Source organism: Synechococcus sp. CBW1002 (assembly GCF_015840915.1).
GTDB lineage: Bacteria > Cyanobacteriota > Cyanobacteriia > PCC-6307 > Cyanobiaceae > CBW1002.
Genome location: NZ_CP060398.1, coordinates 173,056 through 187,524, shown reverse-complemented (window position 1 = coordinate 187,524; position 14,469 = coordinate 173,056). Strand labels below are relative to the sequence as shown.

The 14,469-nt window shown below is 69.6% G+C and carries 14 protein-coding genes; 2 read left to right on the top strand and 12 right to left on the bottom strand.

Features of this window, described 5'->3' with window-relative positions:
• Positions 1-50: 50 nt before the first annotated feature.
• The 4 genes from H8F24_RS00945 to H8F24_RS00930 all read right to left on the bottom strand — a co-directional run bounded on the left by H8F24_RS00945 (position 51) and on the right by H8F24_RS00930 (position 4,877).
• Positions 51-1,736, bottom strand: a complete 1,686-nt coding sequence (locus H8F24_RS00945) for an NAD+ synthase (protein WP_197170592.1) — start codon at positions 1,734-1,736, stop codon at positions 51-53.
• Between the two features lie 116 nt (positions 1,737-1,852).
• On the bottom strand, positions 1,853-2,446 hold the full coding sequence (locus H8F24_RS00940) for a nicotinate-nucleotide adenylyltransferase (RefSeq protein ID WP_197156819.1): 594 nt from the start codon (positions 2,444-2,446) through the stop codon (positions 1,853-1,855).
• A gap of 11 nt (positions 2,447-2,457) precedes the next feature.
• Positions 2,458-3,840, bottom strand: a complete 1,383-nt coding sequence (locus tag H8F24_RS00935; protein ID WP_197156817.1) for a DUF697 domain-containing protein — start codon at positions 3,838-3,840, stop codon at positions 2,458-2,460.
• Positions 3,837-4,877: a CNNM domain-containing protein gene (locus H8F24_RS00930; protein ID WP_197170591.1), complete on the bottom strand. Its 1,041-nt coding sequence runs from the start codon at positions 4,875-4,877 to the stop codon at positions 3,837-3,839. Before H8F24_RS00930 ends, H8F24_RS00935 begins: the two co-directional genes overlap by 4 nt.
• A gap of 174 nt (positions 4,878-5,051) precedes the next feature.
• Here H8F24_RS00930 and H8F24_RS00925 point away from each other — a divergent pair, with 174 nt between their 5' ends.
• On the top strand, positions 5,052-6,383 hold the full coding sequence (locus tag H8F24_RS00925; protein WP_197170590.1) for an aminopeptidase P N-terminal domain-containing protein: 1,332 nt from the start codon (positions 5,052-5,054) through the stop codon (positions 6,381-6,383).
• Here H8F24_RS00925 and H8F24_RS00920 read toward each other — a convergent pair.
• Both H8F24_RS00920 and H8F24_RS00915 read right to left on the bottom strand, forming a co-directional pair.
• Positions 6,355-7,155: a TIGR01548 family HAD-type hydrolase gene (locus H8F24_RS00920; protein ID WP_197156811.1), complete on the bottom strand. Its 801-nt coding sequence runs from the start codon at positions 7,153-7,155 to the stop codon at positions 6,355-6,357. The two genes, H8F24_RS00925 and H8F24_RS00920, sit on opposite strands and share 29 nt — an antisense overlap.
• 13 nt (positions 7,156-7,168) lie before the next feature.
• Positions 7,169-7,828, bottom strand: a complete 660-nt coding sequence (locus H8F24_RS00915; RefSeq protein ID WP_197170589.1) for a transaldolase family protein — start codon at positions 7,826-7,828, stop codon at positions 7,169-7,171.
• 60 nt (positions 7,829-7,888) lie between these two features.
• On the opposite strand from H8F24_RS00915, the gene H8F24_RS00910 reads away from it, so the two are divergent.
• A complete protein-coding gene (locus tag H8F24_RS00910) occupies positions 7,889-8,431 on the top strand; it encodes a 30S ribosomal protein PSRP-3 (RefSeq protein ID WP_370594661.1) in 543 nt (180 codons plus the stop codon).
• A 165-nt stretch (positions 8,432-8,596) separates the two neighbouring features.
• On the opposite strand, the gene H8F24_RS00905 is transcribed toward H8F24_RS00910, so the two are convergent.
• From H8F24_RS00905 to H8F24_RS00880, 6 genes are read right to left on the bottom strand one after another with little or no spacing between them, the layout of a single operon-like run.
• Positions 8,597-9,655: a hypothetical protein gene (locus tag H8F24_RS00905; RefSeq protein WP_197170588.1), complete on the bottom strand. Its 1,059-nt coding sequence runs from the start codon at positions 9,653-9,655 to the stop codon at positions 8,597-8,599.
• 10 nt (positions 9,656-9,665) lie between these two features.
• Complete coding sequence (locus H8F24_RS00900; RefSeq protein ID WP_197170587.1) at positions 9,666-11,255, bottom strand: protein phosphatase 2C domain-containing protein; 1,590 nt, start codon at positions 11,253-11,255, stop codon at positions 9,666-9,668.
• A complete protein-coding gene (locus H8F24_RS00895) occupies positions 11,252-11,989 on the bottom strand; it encodes a VWA domain-containing protein (protein ID WP_197170586.1) in 738 nt (245 codons plus the stop codon). Before H8F24_RS00895 ends, H8F24_RS00900 begins: the two co-directional genes overlap by 4 nt.
• A gap of 20 nt (positions 11,990-12,009) precedes the next feature.
• Positions 12,010-13,341 (bottom strand): protein kinase, encoded by a 1,332-nt coding sequence (locus tag H8F24_RS00890; RefSeq protein WP_197170585.1) that lies wholly within the window; start codon positions 13,339-13,341, stop codon positions 12,010-12,012.
• A complete protein-coding gene (locus H8F24_RS00885; protein WP_197170584.1) occupies positions 13,338-14,165 on the bottom strand; it encodes an FHA domain-containing protein in 828 nt (275 codons plus the stop codon). The genes H8F24_RS00890 and H8F24_RS00885 overlap by 4 nt, the downstream gene beginning before the upstream one ends.
• Positions 14,162-14,434, bottom strand: a complete 273-nt coding sequence (locus H8F24_RS00880; protein WP_197156796.1) for a hypothetical protein — start codon at positions 14,432-14,434, stop codon at positions 14,162-14,164. Before H8F24_RS00880 ends, H8F24_RS00885 begins: the two co-directional genes overlap by 4 nt.
• Positions 14,435-14,469: the final 35 nt, after the last annotated feature.

The following is a 14,469-nucleotide window of genomic DNA, read 5'->3' as shown; positions in this document are numbered from 1 at the left end:
GCACCAGATTGGCGGGGCCGGGGCGGAACTGCCACGCATTCGTGACGGGATCAGCGTGCGGCGATCGGCATCCGCCAACCGCTGCCGAAGGCCCGAGCGCTCACTTTCAGCAGTGGTGCAGCCTGGCGCCGCTTGAATTCGGCCAGACGCAGCAGCCGATGCACCCGTTCGGCCAGGGCGGCATCGGTGCCGGCAGCGATCAGCTGCTCGGGGGTGCGCAGCTCCTCGATGTAGGCCTTCAGCAGCGGATCGAGCACGGCGTAGTCCGGCAGGGAGTCGCTGTCGCGCTGGTCGGGCCGCAGCTCGGCGCTGGGGGGCTTGTCGCGGATGGCCCTGCCCACCAGTTCGCCGCACTCGGGCAGGCCCAGATCACGGCGGCAGGGGCCTGCGGCGGGGCTGTCCAGCCAGGCGCACAGGGCAAACACGGTGCTTTTGTAGAGATCGCCGATCACGGCCAGGCCGCCGTTCATGTCGCCGTAGAGGGTGCAATAGCCCACCGCCAGTTCGGATTTGTTGCCGGTGGAGAGCAGCAGCCGGCCCTCCTGGTTGGCCAGGGCCATCAGCAGCGTGCCGCGGATGCGGGATTGCAGGTTCTCCGCCGTGATCCCGCGGGGGGCTTCTCCCAGCGCTGGGGTCAGCACCGTGTCGAAGCTGTCCATCAGCGCAGCGATCGGCAGGGTGCTGCTGGGCAGGTGCAGCCGTTCGATCAGGGCTGTGGCGTCGCTGAGGGACCCGGCGGAGCTCCAGGGGGAGGGCATCCGCAGCACCCGCACCTGCTCGGGGCCGAGGGCCGCGGCGGCGATCACTGCCACCAGGGCCGAATCGATGCCGCCGCTCAGGCCCAGCAGCGCCCGCTGGAAGCCGCACTTGCCGGCATAGTCGCGCACCCCCAGCACCAGCACGCGGAAGATCTGCTCCAGCCGCTCGGGCAACGGCGCGATGGCGCTGGCCTGGTCGCGAGCGGCGTCCCAGAAACCGAGGGCTTCACGGGCGCAGGGCAGGCGAGCCACCAGCGTCCCTTCGCCATCCACCACGAAGCTGACGCCGTCGAACACCAGTTCGTCGTTGCCGCCCACCTGGTTCACGTACACCACCGGGCAGCCCAGGCGCCTGGCGGCGCGCGAGGCCAGGGTTTGCCGCAGGGCCACCTTCTCCTGGCCGAAGGGGGAGGCCGAGAGGTTGAGCAACAGATCGAGCCGATGCGGCAGCAGTGCCGCGATCGGATCCGCGCCGGCGAGGCGGTGGCCCTGCAGCTGCTCGTCCACCCAGAGGTCTTCGCAGATCGTCAGCCCAAGGCGCCACGGGCGGCCGCTGCGCACCAGCTCCAGCACGGCGGCGCTGGTGCCGCTGCGGAAATAGCGCTGCTCGTCAAAGACGTCGTAGGTGGGCAGCAGCCGTTTGCGGGCCACGAAGCGCCACTGGCCCGGCTCCACAAGGGCCAGGCTGTTGTAGAGGCCCGGCACCCCGGCATCCTCCACCGGTTCCACCACCCCCACCAGCACCGCCAGCTCCGCGGGCAGTGAGGCGGCGAGTCGGTCGAGCTCTTCGCCCTGGCGCTGCACGAGGCTGGCGCGCAGCAGCAGGTCGCGGGGCGGATAGCCCCAGAGCGAGAGTTCCGGCGTCAGCACCAGTTCGGCGCCAGCGCTCTCCGCCTCCCGGCAGGCCGTCAGGATGCGGGCGCCGTTGCCTCGCAGGTCGCCCACCAGGGGATCGATCTGGGCCAGAGCAAGACGCATCGGCAGCGGGAACGGCGTGAGGGGAAGGGAAGGAGGCGGAAGTGGTCGCAGTCGACTCAAGCTGCTGCATCTGCAGCCCAATCAGGCTGGTGCATCTGCAGCCCGATCAGGCTGCATCAGCCGATTCGGCCTGCCGCAGGACCACCCCCTTGGAAGCCGTACAGATTGTGCTGCAGCAGCAGGGGGTGCAGCTCCGGCGGAACCTGGGCCGGATCGGGGCAGCGGCGCACCGCTGAGCTGGCCGTGGCGGGAATCTCCAGAGGCAGCAGCTCCAGCTCCGCCCCCAGCTCTCGCAGCGCCTGCTGCTGCTCCGCCGTGAGCGGCCAACCCCGGCGCGGGGCGATCGCCAGGCGGCAGCGGCGCAGGATCGCATCGGCGGCTTTCCAGCTGGGGATCTGGGGAGCCAGATCGCTCCCCACCACAAACACCAGTTCGTGCTGGGGCCACTGCCGGGCGGCGCGCTCCAGGGTTTCGATCGTCCAGGGGCTGCTGAGCTCCTGCCGGTGGTGCAGCCGCGGATCGCCGATCGCTGCCACCAGGGCCTCCAGCAGGGCTGCCCGCATGGGCAGCGGGGCCGCATGGTGCTTGAGGGGATTGTCACTGGCCCAGGTCGCCACCTCTGGGTAGAGGGTCAGCAGCCCCTCGAGCAGGGCGCGGTGGCCGAGGGTGGGTGGATCGGCGCTGGTGCCGAACAGGGCAACGGCGGGCATCGGTGGCCGGCTCAGGGCAGCAGGCTGGCAGGCCGCGGTGGCAGGGCGACGGGAGCCTGCTGCCAGCTGGCCAACCAGCGGCGCACTTCCGGATCCTGGCCGCAGAGGCGCTGCAGCAGGGCGCCTGGCCGGCCGGCGCCGCTGGCGCCGCGCAGCAGCTCGGCGGCCGCGAGGCGGCCGGTGCGACGGGTGGTGTGCACGGCCAGGGCCGCCTGGGCCAGGGCCACCGGCGCCGCCGGCGCGAGGCTGAGACCACCGCTGAAGGGCGCCGCCAGCAGCAGGACCTGGCGCATGCCACCCAGCAGCAGCTGCAGGCCCAGCTGAACGCCGCCCAGCAGGGCATTGTGGCCGGAGAGGCGTGAGAGCAGCTGGCGGGCGCCGCTGCTGGTCATCGGCAGGCCGTAGAGCTGACAGAGCTGCAGCACCAGGGCGGTATCGCAGGCCAGGCCTCCCGCCAGATCGAGCAGCAGCAGCGGATTGGCCGCGACGCCGGTGGCTTTGAGGGCGGCGAAACGGCCGATCAGGGTCTGGGCGTGGCGGCGGCCCTGGCGCAGGCGGTGGGCGTGGAGGCTCTGGCTGAAGCGATCAGCGGCCCGCAGGGCGTTGAGGCCCAGCAACAGGGGCCCGTGATCGCTCAGCAGTTGCCGCAGGGTGTGGCGCAGCGGTTCCACCTGGGCGGCTTCGCGGACGCTGCGCACACGGCCATCGTCGAGCAGCTGGGGCCGCCGCGGCGCCGCCGCCACCGCGATCGGCTCCAGGGTGCGGGCGGCGGCGGGGAGCCGGCGGCGGATGCTGGCCAGCAGCGCCTGGCGTTCCGGCTCGGGCCAGCAGTCGCAGCGGTTGAGCACCAGCAGCAGCGGTTTGCCACTGGCCAGCAAGGGTTCAAGCGCCTCCAGCTCGACGCTGGTGAGATCACCATCCAGCACCAGCAGCACCAGATCAGCGCCGAGGGCCAGACGGGCCGCCAGCCGGGAACGCGCTTCGGCGGCGATCTCGTCGATCCCCGGCGTGTCGACCAGCTCAACGGCGCTCAGCCCCGCGATCGGCTGCTGCCAGGGCCGGCTCGCCTGGCGACGGGTGCAGCCATGGGCCACATCCGTGGCAAAGGCCTCCTCGCCAAGCAGGGCATTGAGCAGGCTCGATTTCCCGACCCCCACCCGGCCGAACACGGCCAGGCGCGGCTGCTTCTGCTCCAGACGCTGCAGTTGCCGGTCCAGCCCTGCCAGCTCCGGTCCAAGCAGGGTGGTTTCGCGGGGGCTGAGCTGCAGCTCTGCCCGCCAGCGGCGCAGCAGCAGCAGGCAGCGCTCAGCGGTGGGCGGGGGCGTCAGCCTCGGGCGATGGGCTGGTGGTGCGGAGCCCCGGCGGGACCCGTGGCTCAGCGAGGGGGAGGTCATGACGGCTGTTCCTGCTCCACGTTGAGGGCGAGGTTGTCCCCACCGGTCTGGGGGCGGCGCCACCAGCCGGCCAGCACCGCCAGCACCGCATCGGCGCCGATCACCCCCACGAAGCCACCGAATTCATCCACCACCACGCGGATGCCGCTGCTGTTCCGCCGGAAGCCGGTGAGCAGCCGATCGGCGCGAATCATCTCCGGCACGTATTCCACCGGCTCGCACAGCTCGGCGGCGGTCATCGCGCCTTCCTGCTGCAACAGGGCACTGAGCAGCCGTTCGCGGTTTGCCACCCCCAGCACCTCATCGACCTCCTCGCCCAGCACCACCCACCAGGAGGCCGGGTTGGACAGCAGGTTGGACCGCAGACTCTCGAGGCTGGCCTGGCCCTGCAGGGTGGGGGCCGCCACCCGCGGCACCATCAGATCCCTGGCGGTGAGGTCATTGAGCTGGAACACCTTGGCGATCATGGCGGCCTCGTCGGCCTCGATCTGCCCTTTCTGGGAGCCGAGCCTGGCCAGCAGTCGGATTTCCTCTTCGTCGGTGTTGAGCTCATTCTCATCGCTGATGCCAGGCAGCAGGCGTTCCAGCACCAGCACCAGGGGCAGCATCAGCTTCAGGAGCAGCGTCAGGCTCTGCGCGCTGGCCAGGGAGACCGGCAGCGCCAGCCGGCTGCCGAGGGCCTTGGGCAGGATCTCGCCCAGCAGGATGACCAGCAGGGTGAGCCCCACCGAGAACAGCGGCAGGGCGACGGGATCGATGTTGTGGCGGCTGAACACCCAGCTGGCGAAGCCGCCCACCATCAGGCTGCCGAAGATGTTGAAGGTGTTGTTGACGATCACCAGCACCGACAGGGTGCGGCCCAGGCGGTTGCGCAGCTGCTCAAGGCGGCGGGCGCTGCCGGATGGCCGAGGACGATGGGCCAGCTCATGCACCCGGATCGGGCTCACGGTGAGCAGGGCGGCCTCGACACCGGAGCACACCGCCGAGCCCAGCAGCATCACCACCACCAACACGCCGAGGACGAGGTAATCGTTCATCCGGCGACGGGCGCGTGGGGGGGGACGGAGGTGGTGGAGAGGTGAGCGATCGCAGGGGCGGCGTCAACAACCGGGAAGCGTGCTGGCCGTTCCGGGCCCAAGGCACGCAACTTGCGCGGTCTCTGTATTAAACCGGCTGTTCCAACTTCTGGCTGTCGAGCCGTTCCGCCGCCCATGGCCAGCCCGCCTCCGATTGACGCCGCGGCCTATGCGGAGCGGCGCGGACGCTTCCTGCACCGCCTCGGTGGCGTGGCGGCGGTGATCCCGGCCTCCTCCCTGGCGACGCACCACGCCGATGTGGAGCATGCCTTCCGCCAGAACAGTGATTTCTGGTATCTCACCGGCTTCGATGAGCCCGGGGCGGTGGCCCTGTTCCTGCCCCATTGCCCCGAGCATCCCTTCGTGCTCTTCGTGGAGCCGAAGGATCCCACCGCTGAAGTCTGGAACGGCTTCCGCTGGGGTTGTGAGGGGGCGGTGGAGCGCTTCGGTGCTGACCGGGCCCATCCGATCGCCGAGCTGCCCCAGCGGCTGGCCGACTACCTCAAGGGTGCCGAGGGCATCGCTTTCCGGGTGGGGCGGCATCCCACGGTGGAGCCGCTGGTGCTGCAGGCCTGGGCCCATCAGCTGGATCGGGCCCCCCGCACCGGCAGCGCCGCCCTGGGGCTGGTCGCCCCCTGTCCGATGCTGCATGAGTTGCGCCTGCGCAAGAGCCCCGAGGAACTGGAGCGGCTGCGGGAAGCGGCGCGGATCTCCGCCGAAGCCCACGAACTGGCTCGCCGGGTGACGCGGCCGGGCCTGCTGGAGCGGCAGGTTCAGGCGGTGATCGAGCAGCACTTCCTCGAACGGGGCGCGCGCGGAGCGGCCTACGGCTCGATCGTCGCCGGCGGCGACAACGCCTGCGTGTTGCATTACACCGCCAATGCCGCCGAGCTGCGGGATGGCGACCTGCTGCTGATCGATGCCGGCTGCAGCCTGGGCGACTACTACAACGGCGACATCACCCGCACCTTTCCGGTGGGCGGCCGCTTCAGCGCCGAGCAACGGGCCCTCTACGAGCTGGTGCTGGCGGCCCAGGAGGCGGCCGTGGCGGTGGTGCGGCCGGAGGCCACCGCCGAACAGGTCCACGACACGGCGGTGCGGGTGCTGGTGGAGGGCCTGCTGGAGCTGGGCCTGCTGCGGGGCTCGGCCGACAGCGTGATCGAGCAGGGCGCCTACCGCCATCTCTACATGCACCGCACCGGCCACTGGCTCGGCCTGGATGTGCACGATGTGGGCGCCTACCGGCTCGGCGAGCATCCAGTGGCGCTCGAGCCCGGCATGGTGCTCACCGTGGAGCCGGGGTTGTACGTGAGCGATCGGTTGCCGGTGCCGGATGGCCAGCCGGCGATCGAGGAGCGTTGGAAGGGGATCGGCATCCGCATCGAGGATGACGTGGCGGTGACGGAGCAGGGCCACGAGGTCCTCACGGCTGCTGCTCTCAAGGCGCCGGCGGCGATGGAGCGCTGAGCCAGCGCAACAGGGCTTCGGGTTCGAGGGCCCTGGTGCAGGGCAGCACCACATCGGCTCCGGCTTCGATCAGCCGGGCTTCGTAGGCAGCTCGGAGGTCGATGGCTTCCGGGACCTGCAGGTGGGGTGGGGCGACGGCCAGGCTGAGGAAGCGGACAGCAGGGCAGTGCTGCCGAGCCCGCTGCACGGTGAGAACATCCGCCACGGTGTCGCCCAGGTAGGCGATCGGCGGACTCGCCTGATCCAGCGCTGCGCCCGTGAGCTGGCTGGCAAGCAGCAGCAGGCCCGTGGGGTCGGGCTTGTCGGGAGCCTGGCCCATGGCGATCAGAGGGGGCTCGCGCAGCCCCAGCCGTGTCTCCAGCACGTAGCGGCAGGACGGGGGCTCCGCACCGCTCACGAAGCCCCAGGCCACGTTGGCCCTGGTCAGCGCAGCAAAGAAATCAGATTCCACCAGCAGCGGTTCGCTGCCGATGAACCCCTGCCACAGACTGGAATCCCCCTCGGGGTCGCCACCGAAGTAGAAGCCGCCAAACACGTCCACCAGGGCTTCGAAGGCTGGGAGCGGGGTATGACCTGAGCGGCGCAGCAGCTCCAGCGAGGCTTCCCAGTCGTTGTTCCAGCAGCCTTCACTTTTGAGGGTGTCGATGGCACCGGGCTCAGGGCGCTGGCCGCTGAACTGGTGCACCGTTTCCACGATGGCGCGCCGATAACTGCCGCCGACATCCCGGATCACACCGTCGATGTCGAAGAGCAGAACGGCACGGGGGGACATCAGGCGGTGCCGATCAGGCGATCGCATCCTGCTCGAACTGGGCGGCGGCGGCTTCGGTGGCTTCACTGGCGAACAGCCCTGCGGCGATGGCTGGGCCCATGGTGAAGGTGGTCATCCCTGCCTCCGCCAGGCGGGTCAGATCGCTGGCCTGGCGGAGGCTGGCCACCAGGAGCCTCACGCCAGAGCCCACGCCATCGAGGCAGCGCTGCATGGTGATCAGCTCGGCGTGACCATCGCGTCCCAGGTCACTGATGCGGCCGAGGTAGGGGGCGATGTAACGGGCTCCCAGGGCGGCGGCGATCAACACCTGGGCCGGCTCGTAACAGGCGGTGAACGTGACGGGGATGGCCTGGCTGATCAGCTGTTTCGCTGCCGCAGCACCGGTGGCGGTCACCGGTACTTTCACGACGATCTGGTCTGGTGCAATGGCATGCAGGGCAGTGCCACGGCGCACCAGGTCGGCGGTGCTGCTGCCCCAGGCCTGCAGATGCAGTTCCTGGGGCAGCAGCTCCAGGGCGCGGCGGCTGAGCTGGCGCAGATGGTCCAGATCGCAGGGCTGGCCGGCCTTTTTCAGCAGGCTGGGATTGGTGGTGATCCCAAAGAACAGCCCGCTGGGCAGCCACGCCTCCCAGTCGCTGGGGTCGGCGGAATCGAGGAACAGGCGCAGCGTCATGGGCGGGATCGAGCCGGTCGCGCCTTGGGGACTGGTAGGTTAATTGTTTGACCTTGTTCCTTGAGCGCCGAAACCATGACGGCCACTGAGACCGCCAGCGCCGAGAGCGCCAGCGCCGGTGCTGAAAGCTCCAGTGCCGCTGCCGTGACGGAGGCCCCCGCAGAAGTGGCCGCCGCTGCGGATGCCCCTGCCGCCGACACCGCCACCCAGGGCCGTCCGGTGATGCGCGGTGGCAGCGCCGCCCTGGCCACGGCCACCATCGATGAAGATGGCGTTCCTTCCGGCTACACACCCAAGGCCGATGAGGGTCGCTTCCTGCTCAAGATCCTCTGGCTGTCGGACAACGTCGCCCTGGCGGTGGATCAGATCGTGGGTGGTGGCCCCAGCCCACTCACCGCCTATTTCTTCTGGCCCCGGGAAGATGCCTGGGAAACCCTGAAATCCGAGCTGGAAGCCAAGAGCTGGATCACGGATAACGAGCGGGTGGAGATCCTCAACAAGGCCACCGAAGTGATCAACTACTGGCAGGAGGAGGGCAAGGGCAAGAGCCTCGAGGAGGCCAAGCTCAAGTTCCCCGATGTCACCTTCTGCGGGACCGCCTGATCCTTCCGCTGGAGTTTCCTTGGGCATTGACGATGTCCCGCATCCCGTGATGGAACCCTGCCAGGGTTCCATCACGGGATTTTTTCGGGACCTTGCTTCACCGGGCTGGCATCAGCTTTGGATACAGGGTTCTGAATTCAGAGGTCTTGATTCAGAGCTTTGGAATCACCGGCGCGCCTGCAGCACCCGAACGAAGGCACTGTTCGTGATCAGGGCCGGCGAGGTGGCGGTGTCCACCGTGAAGCTGCGTGTCTCGCTCTGGCTGGTGCCATCCGGGTAGACGAAGGTCACCACCCCATCGAGGGTGAGGCTGCTGCCATTGCTGCCGGTGGTCTGCAGATCCGACACGGTCACCTGTTGGAACTGCTCGAAGAAGGCGGCGTCGAACTGGTCGGCTGCCGCGCCGGCAAACCACTGACGGGCCTGCTCGAAATCTTTGCGGCTGAGGCTCTCGTAGAGGCTGCGGATGCTCTCCATGGCCTGCTCCGCCGTGGCGGCCTCAGGAGTGGGTTCAGGTTCGGGCAGCTCTGGCACCTGGGGGGGCTCAGGCTGGCTTACAGGTGCGGGGGTAGGGGGTGCCACCGGTTGGCGCACCACCGGCGCGCTCGGTTGCAGGGCGCTCTGCTGCGCCGACTGGTGCATCCACAGCACCACGGCCACCAGTGCCACGCTGAGGCTGCCGGTGAGAAAGGCCAGGAAGGCCACGAGGCCCCGGCTGCCGCCTGATGCCCTCGGTGCCTCCACCGCATAGACATCCTCGGCGGCTGGTGCCGCAGGCGGCATCTGTGGCACCACGGGCGGTTGAACGGCTGATACCTCTACGGGCACCGCTGCTACCGCCACTGGCACAGCAGCGGTTTGCCGGGGCACGCCTGGATGGGGTGCCGCCTCTGAGCCTGAAGGGGTCATCGGCCCTGGCAGGGCCAGCAGGCCCAGTACCACCCCCTCCATGCGGGCACAGATCGTGACGGCGAACACCTCGCGCAGTTCCGCCATCAGCCGGGCCGCCAGGCGCGGATCCGCCAGGGGCCTGGCCTGGCTCGCACCGCTGTGGAAGGCGGCGGACAACACCAGATGGCGCAGTGCCGGCAGCAGGGCGGTCTGCTCACTGCCGCAGAGGTCACCCACCAGCCCCTGCAGACGACGGCCCTCGATCGGCAGGTTCTGGGAACGAAGCTGCAGCACCCGCTCCCGCAGGGCGGCCCCGAGCTGGTAGTCGTTCATGGCAGGCGGATCAGCGGGATGGGGATGGGCTGGGCATGGTCTGCTGCCATTGCTCCTGCAAGGCGGACTGCAACGCTGCACAGGCGCCCAGAGCCTGAAGGGCTGATCCGCGCACCATCGTGCGCTGCGCCGGATCGAAGCTGGCCGCGATCAGGGCGCCGAGGGGATCGCTGGTGCTGGATGCGTTGAGCAGATCTGGAGCGATTGTGCCCCGCCCCAGCCCCTCGAACTGGGCGCGGCGGTTGCGCAGGGTGCCTCGGATCGATGCCGGTGAACCCTGGCAGAGTGTCTGGACCAACTGACGGACTGGCTCAGGTGGCAGGGACTCAGGGGAAGAAGGCTCCATTTTCAGGGGCGTGGCAGGCCTCGGTGGGGACCGCTGCCCCAGCAGCCCCAAGGAGCTCAACAGAGCCAGCGCTCCTGCCAGACCCAGACTGAGACCCAGCAGGAGGCGTGGAGTGGATGGTCGCCCCTTGCCGGCGACGGCAGAGGAACCAACATCAGGAGCATCGGCGGTTTCGTTGGCTGGCTGAGAAGCTTCTGGCTGAACCGTTGTTGGTTTCGCCGTTGCGGTTGCCGCGGGTGTTGGCTCAGCGGTTGCTTGCTCCGCCCTCCGTTGCACAGGCTTTGTTCGCTCAGGATTGACCGGTTCAGCCGCGAGCGACCCCTCAGGCTCGAACCAGGTCATGGCCACGCTCACATCGTCGCCGCTGCCCTCGCGGCTGATGCGATCCAGCAGGCTGGGAAGCTCAGTGGACTCCTGGCTTGCCTCTGGAGCGTCTGCCGGTGCGGCCGCTTGATCCAACGCATGGGCCGGAGTCGTCGATCCGGCTTGGACTGCGCTCACCAGGAACGCAGCAAGTGCCAGGAAGTCAGGATCCGTGGCGCAGGACTTGCGCAGTCCATCGGTGCTGAGCAGCAGGGCGAAGCGCGCCTGGGGGCTGTCGAGCCGGTGCAGCCCGGAGCGCGACGCAAACAGCGAGGCGGCGTCGGGCAGGCAGAGGCTGCCGGTGGCTTCCCCCGGTGAGGCTGGGTCGTCCGCTTCCTCGTCCAGCAGCACGGCGACGCCCTGGGCATCCACCCGCACCAGGTCCCAGTCGCCCAGTCCGGTGTGGCCCCACCAGTGCGGTGTCAGCACCACCAGCCCCAGGGTGGTGCCATAGGCCAGCCAGTCTTGCGCCGCTGCGCTTTCCAGTGCGGGGACGCCCTCCTGTCCCGCTGGGTTGTCTGGCTCCGGCCGCCTGGCCCGGTCGGCCTCCACCGCTTCTCGCCAGGTGGAGAGAATGGCCAGCGGCAACGCCTGTTGCAGCCACCGTCGCCACTGCTCCATCGGCTGGCCAGCGGCACTGTCGGCCAGACGGCTGGTCTCCAGCGTGGCGGCCACGGCCGTCAGGGCGGCTGTGCAGGCGAGGCGGCTGCCGATGTCGCTGCGGTGGTACCGGGCGCCACCATGGCCATCGGCCACGGCCATCACCTTCACGGGCAGGCCATCGAGGCTACGCAGTTCGATGGCCGCGCTCCCGTCCTGACAGACCTGGCCGCGGCGTTGGTGGGCTGCTCCGGGGCGGCTGCAGATCCTGGCCGGCTGCCAGGGGGTCACCACACCAGGGGACCGACATCGTCGGTGGGATCGAGCACGGTCGGAGGCAGATCCGGCAGGGGGATGGGGCCCGGGGCTGCGGCCTCTGCCGACGGCACCATGCGGCTGGCGGGCATGGAGGCGGCGTTCACCACGGCCGTGGAAGCCCACTGGATGTACTGGGCCAGGGAGGTGGCGTTGCCGGCCTGCAGCGGGCGTCGCGCTGATCGGCCGCTGCCGCCGGGATCCTGGCCGATGAACTGCTGCAGCACCTCCAGATCGGCGTCGTGGCCGAGGGCAATCGCCAGCCGCACCGCCTTCTGGGCCCAGGGCTGGCGGATCAACGTGCGCAGGCCGCGATCGAAATCATCGGTCGGTTGGCCGTCGGAAATCAGCACCAGCACCGGCGGCAGAGCCCGTTCCTCCATCGGTGGCGTCTGCAGGGCGGCCGCCACCAGTTCCAGGGCCTCGCCCATGGCGGTCACGCCGCCGGCCTCAAGGTCGATCCAGCTGAGCTGCTCCACTGGCGTGGGCTCGGCGATGTGCCAGCGGGCCTGGTCGGCGAAGCGCACCGCCCGCACCAACAGCCGGGCTTCCGGGTTCTGCCGGGCTACCTCGGCCATGCCCGGCAGCGACTGGCGGATCGCCTGGTTGAGCGCCTGCATCTTGCCCTGGGCTGCCATCGAACCGGAGCAGTCGCACAGGTAGAGGAAGTGGAGCGGTCGGTTGGCGAGGCGAACGTTGGGGAAGGGCATGGGGCACTACGGGCCAGGGGTCAGCGCAGCACCGTGATCGCCCCGGCCGGCGTGGTGAGCCGTCGCACGGGCGCGAGATTACAGGTTTTTTGGGGTTGCAACGGCACCACGGCGCCGTCGATCAGCTCCACGCTCCAGAGTTCCGGCGAGAGGTTGCGCAGCCCCACGATTGAGGGATCGACGGGGTGGGCCTCCACCCGTGCCAGGGGGGTGAGCAGGCTCTCGGGTACGAGGGCATCGAAGTGATGGGGATGCAGCTCGTTGTCCGGTGCGGCGATCACCTCGCCATGGGCCAGCTGCAGCCGCAGGACCGGCTGCAGCGGCGAGCCGCAGCTCCAGCAGGTTCTGGCACTCTGATCGTCGGGGAAGACCTCCTGGCCGCAGGCCCGGCACAGTTGCCGCTGGTCCAGGGTGATCGACAGGGCCCGGCGCCACTGGCCCGTCAGGGCCCGCTGGCTGGGCTGGCGCAGGCCGCGGCAGAAGGTCTGCTCGAACAGGTCCTTGAGCCGCTCCGGGTAGATCGGCCAGGTGATCAGGGCGGCGGTGTGCTCGATCGGATCGGGTCGGTTGGACGGATCGGCCGGATCAAAGATGAACAGGGGGTCTTCGCCGTAGAGGCGGCGGCGGGCGGGTTCATCGAGGCAGCGAATCGCCAGCTCCCGTTGTCCCCGCAGGGGATCGTGGCGGGTGAGCAGCCTGAAGATCAGCACCGCCAGCGAGAACAGATCGCTGTCGGCGCCGGGGCAGGCCTGGCCCAGCAGCACCTCGGGAGCCATGAACCCGGGCGTACCCAGCACGCTGCCAGGGTCACGCCCGTCCACATCGACGTTGTCGTTGTCGCAGATCAGGATGCGGCCGCTGCCGGGTTGGAGGAACAGGTTGCCCAGGGAGATGTCCTTGTAACAGAGGCCGCGCAGGTGCAGGGCATGGAAGGCGTCAGCCAGGAAGAAGCAGGCCCGCAGCACAGAGCGCAGGCTGATCTCGATGCGGCCCGCGACGTGCTCATGGGCGCCCACGTAGTCCGCCGGTCTCAGGTCCATCAGATACCCGAAACCGGCGTCGCGGCAGCGAATCTGCCCACGGCTGGCGGCGGTCGGGTGCAGCAGGGCGATCGGCCAGAGGAAATCCTGATTGGGGGCCGTGGCGCGAATGCTGTCGCTGAGGCGGCGGGCCAACTGGGGATCACGGGCCAGGCAGGCCGGCAGATACCACTTCAGAGCCAGAGTTTCGCCGTCCACCTCCACCGCGAACACCTGGCCCTGGGTGCCGCCCCCCAGGGCGCGCCGGATTCGCATCGGGCTGCTGAGTTCCTCCATCTGCAGGCTCTCGCCCAACGGCAGGATCCAGGTCATGGCTCCACCGGCTGGCCCAGGGCCCGGCGGATGCCATTGCGGTGCGACAGGGCGGTGATCCGGTTGGAGAAGCTGCGCCGGTAGGCCAGCCCGTCGCGCAGCACCACCACCAGAACGTGCTGCTTGCGCGAGCCCAGCAGCACCGCGCCGGCCAGGGCTGCCACCTGCAGGGGCCAGAACACCAGGGGAAAGGGCAGCAGCAGCAGGCCGCCAAGACAGGCAAGCACCCACCAGCTGAAGATGTGGTGGTGGAGGGCCTGGCTGCGCAGCTCGGCCGAGCGGATCCGATCGAGGCTGATCCGTTCCCCACCGATGTCGATCTCGGCAGGGGCGGATCCCGCAGCTTGCGCTGCCACGGCGGGCTGCGGCGCCGGCCTTGCTGCACGGGCCTTTCCGGAAGTGGATTTCGAAGCAGTGGTCTTCGAAGCAGTGGTCGTCGCAGCAGTGGCCTGCGAACCCGTGGCGCTCGAAGCGCTGCTCTGCTGAGCAGTGGCGGACTCCCACTGAAACAAGAACACCGGTCCGTTGCGGCCCAGCTGGATCCGATCGCCGTCCTGCAGGGGGTGGGGGGCTGTGATCCGCTGGCGGCCCACGTAGGTGCCGTTGGCGCTGCCCAGATCCGCGATCACCCAGCCCGTGTTGTCGCTGGAGCTGCGGATCTCCGCATGCCGACGCGACAGCCCAGCCGCGTTCGGCAGGCAGAGCTGATTGGCCGGGTCACGGCCGATGCTCAGGGGCCGGCCGGAATCGAGTGGCACGCTGCTGCCCGGATCGTTCTGCTGCACCAGCCGAGCGTGGGGTGGTGCGGGGGCTGGGTTGGTCATGGGCCGCGGCGGCGCTGCCACCAGAGCTGCCAGTCTTCGCGCAGGTCTGCCCACCAGCCCCCGTCCCCCTCGCGGTAGGGCACGACGCGGCCCGGGAACAACAGGGCCTTGCTGGCCAGCGCCAGGGCCAGGAGCACCAGGGTCAGCAGCACCCAGCCGGGGATCGCCCCGAGCCAGGTCGCCGCAAAGCTGGCGCGCAGGGCATAGAGCCCGATCGTGAGGGCCAGCCACAGCCGGAAGGGCTCCCAGGGATCCCGCTGGCGCTCCACCCGTTTCCCGCCATCGCTGTCCGTAGCCTATGGGG

Bases quoted from the DNA above. Each gene is read 5' to 3' on its own strand.
- H8F24_RS00915 (WP_197170589.1), bottom strand. From the start codon at position 7,828: ATGACGCTGCGCCTGTTCCTCGATTCCGCCGACCCCAGCGACTGGGAG.
- H8F24_RS00895 (WP_197170586.1), bottom strand. From the start codon at position 11,989: ATGCCCTTCCCCAACGTTCGCCTCGCCAACCGACCGCTCCACTTCCTC.
- H8F24_RS00940 (WP_197156819.1), bottom strand. From the start codon at position 2,446: ATGCCCGCCGTTGCCCTGTTCGGCACCAGCGCCGATCCACCCACCCTC.
- H8F24_RS00935 (WP_197156817.1), bottom strand. From the start codon at position 3,840: ATGACCTCCCCCTCGCTGAGCCACGGGTCCCGCCGGGGCTCCGCACCA.
- H8F24_RS00885 (WP_197170584.1), bottom strand. From the start codon at position 14,165: ATGACCAACCCAGCCCCCGCACCACCCCACGCTCGGCTGGTGCAGCAG.
- H8F24_RS00925 (WP_197170590.1), top strand. From the start codon at position 5,052: ATGGCCAGCCCGCCTCCGATTGACGCCGCGGCCTATGCGGAGCGGCGC.
- H8F24_RS00920 (WP_197156811.1), bottom strand. From the start codon at position 7,155: ATGTCCCCCCGTGCCGTTCTGCTCTTCGACATCGACGGTGTGATCCGG.
- H8F24_RS00905 (WP_197170588.1), bottom strand. From the start codon at position 9,655: ATGAACGACTACCAGCTCGGGGCCGCCCTGCGGGAGCGGGTGCTGCAG.
- H8F24_RS00890 (WP_197170585.1), bottom strand. From the start codon at position 13,341: ATGACCTGGATCCTGCCGTTGGGCGAGAGCCTGCAGATGGAGGAACTC.
- H8F24_RS00930 (WP_197170591.1), bottom strand. From the start codon at position 4,877: ATGAACGATTACCTCGTCCTCGGCGTGTTGGTGGTGGTGATGCTGCTG.
- H8F24_RS00945 (WP_197170592.1), bottom strand. From the start codon at position 1,736: ATGCGTCTTGCTCTGGCCCAGATCGATCCCCTGGTGGGCGACCTGCGA.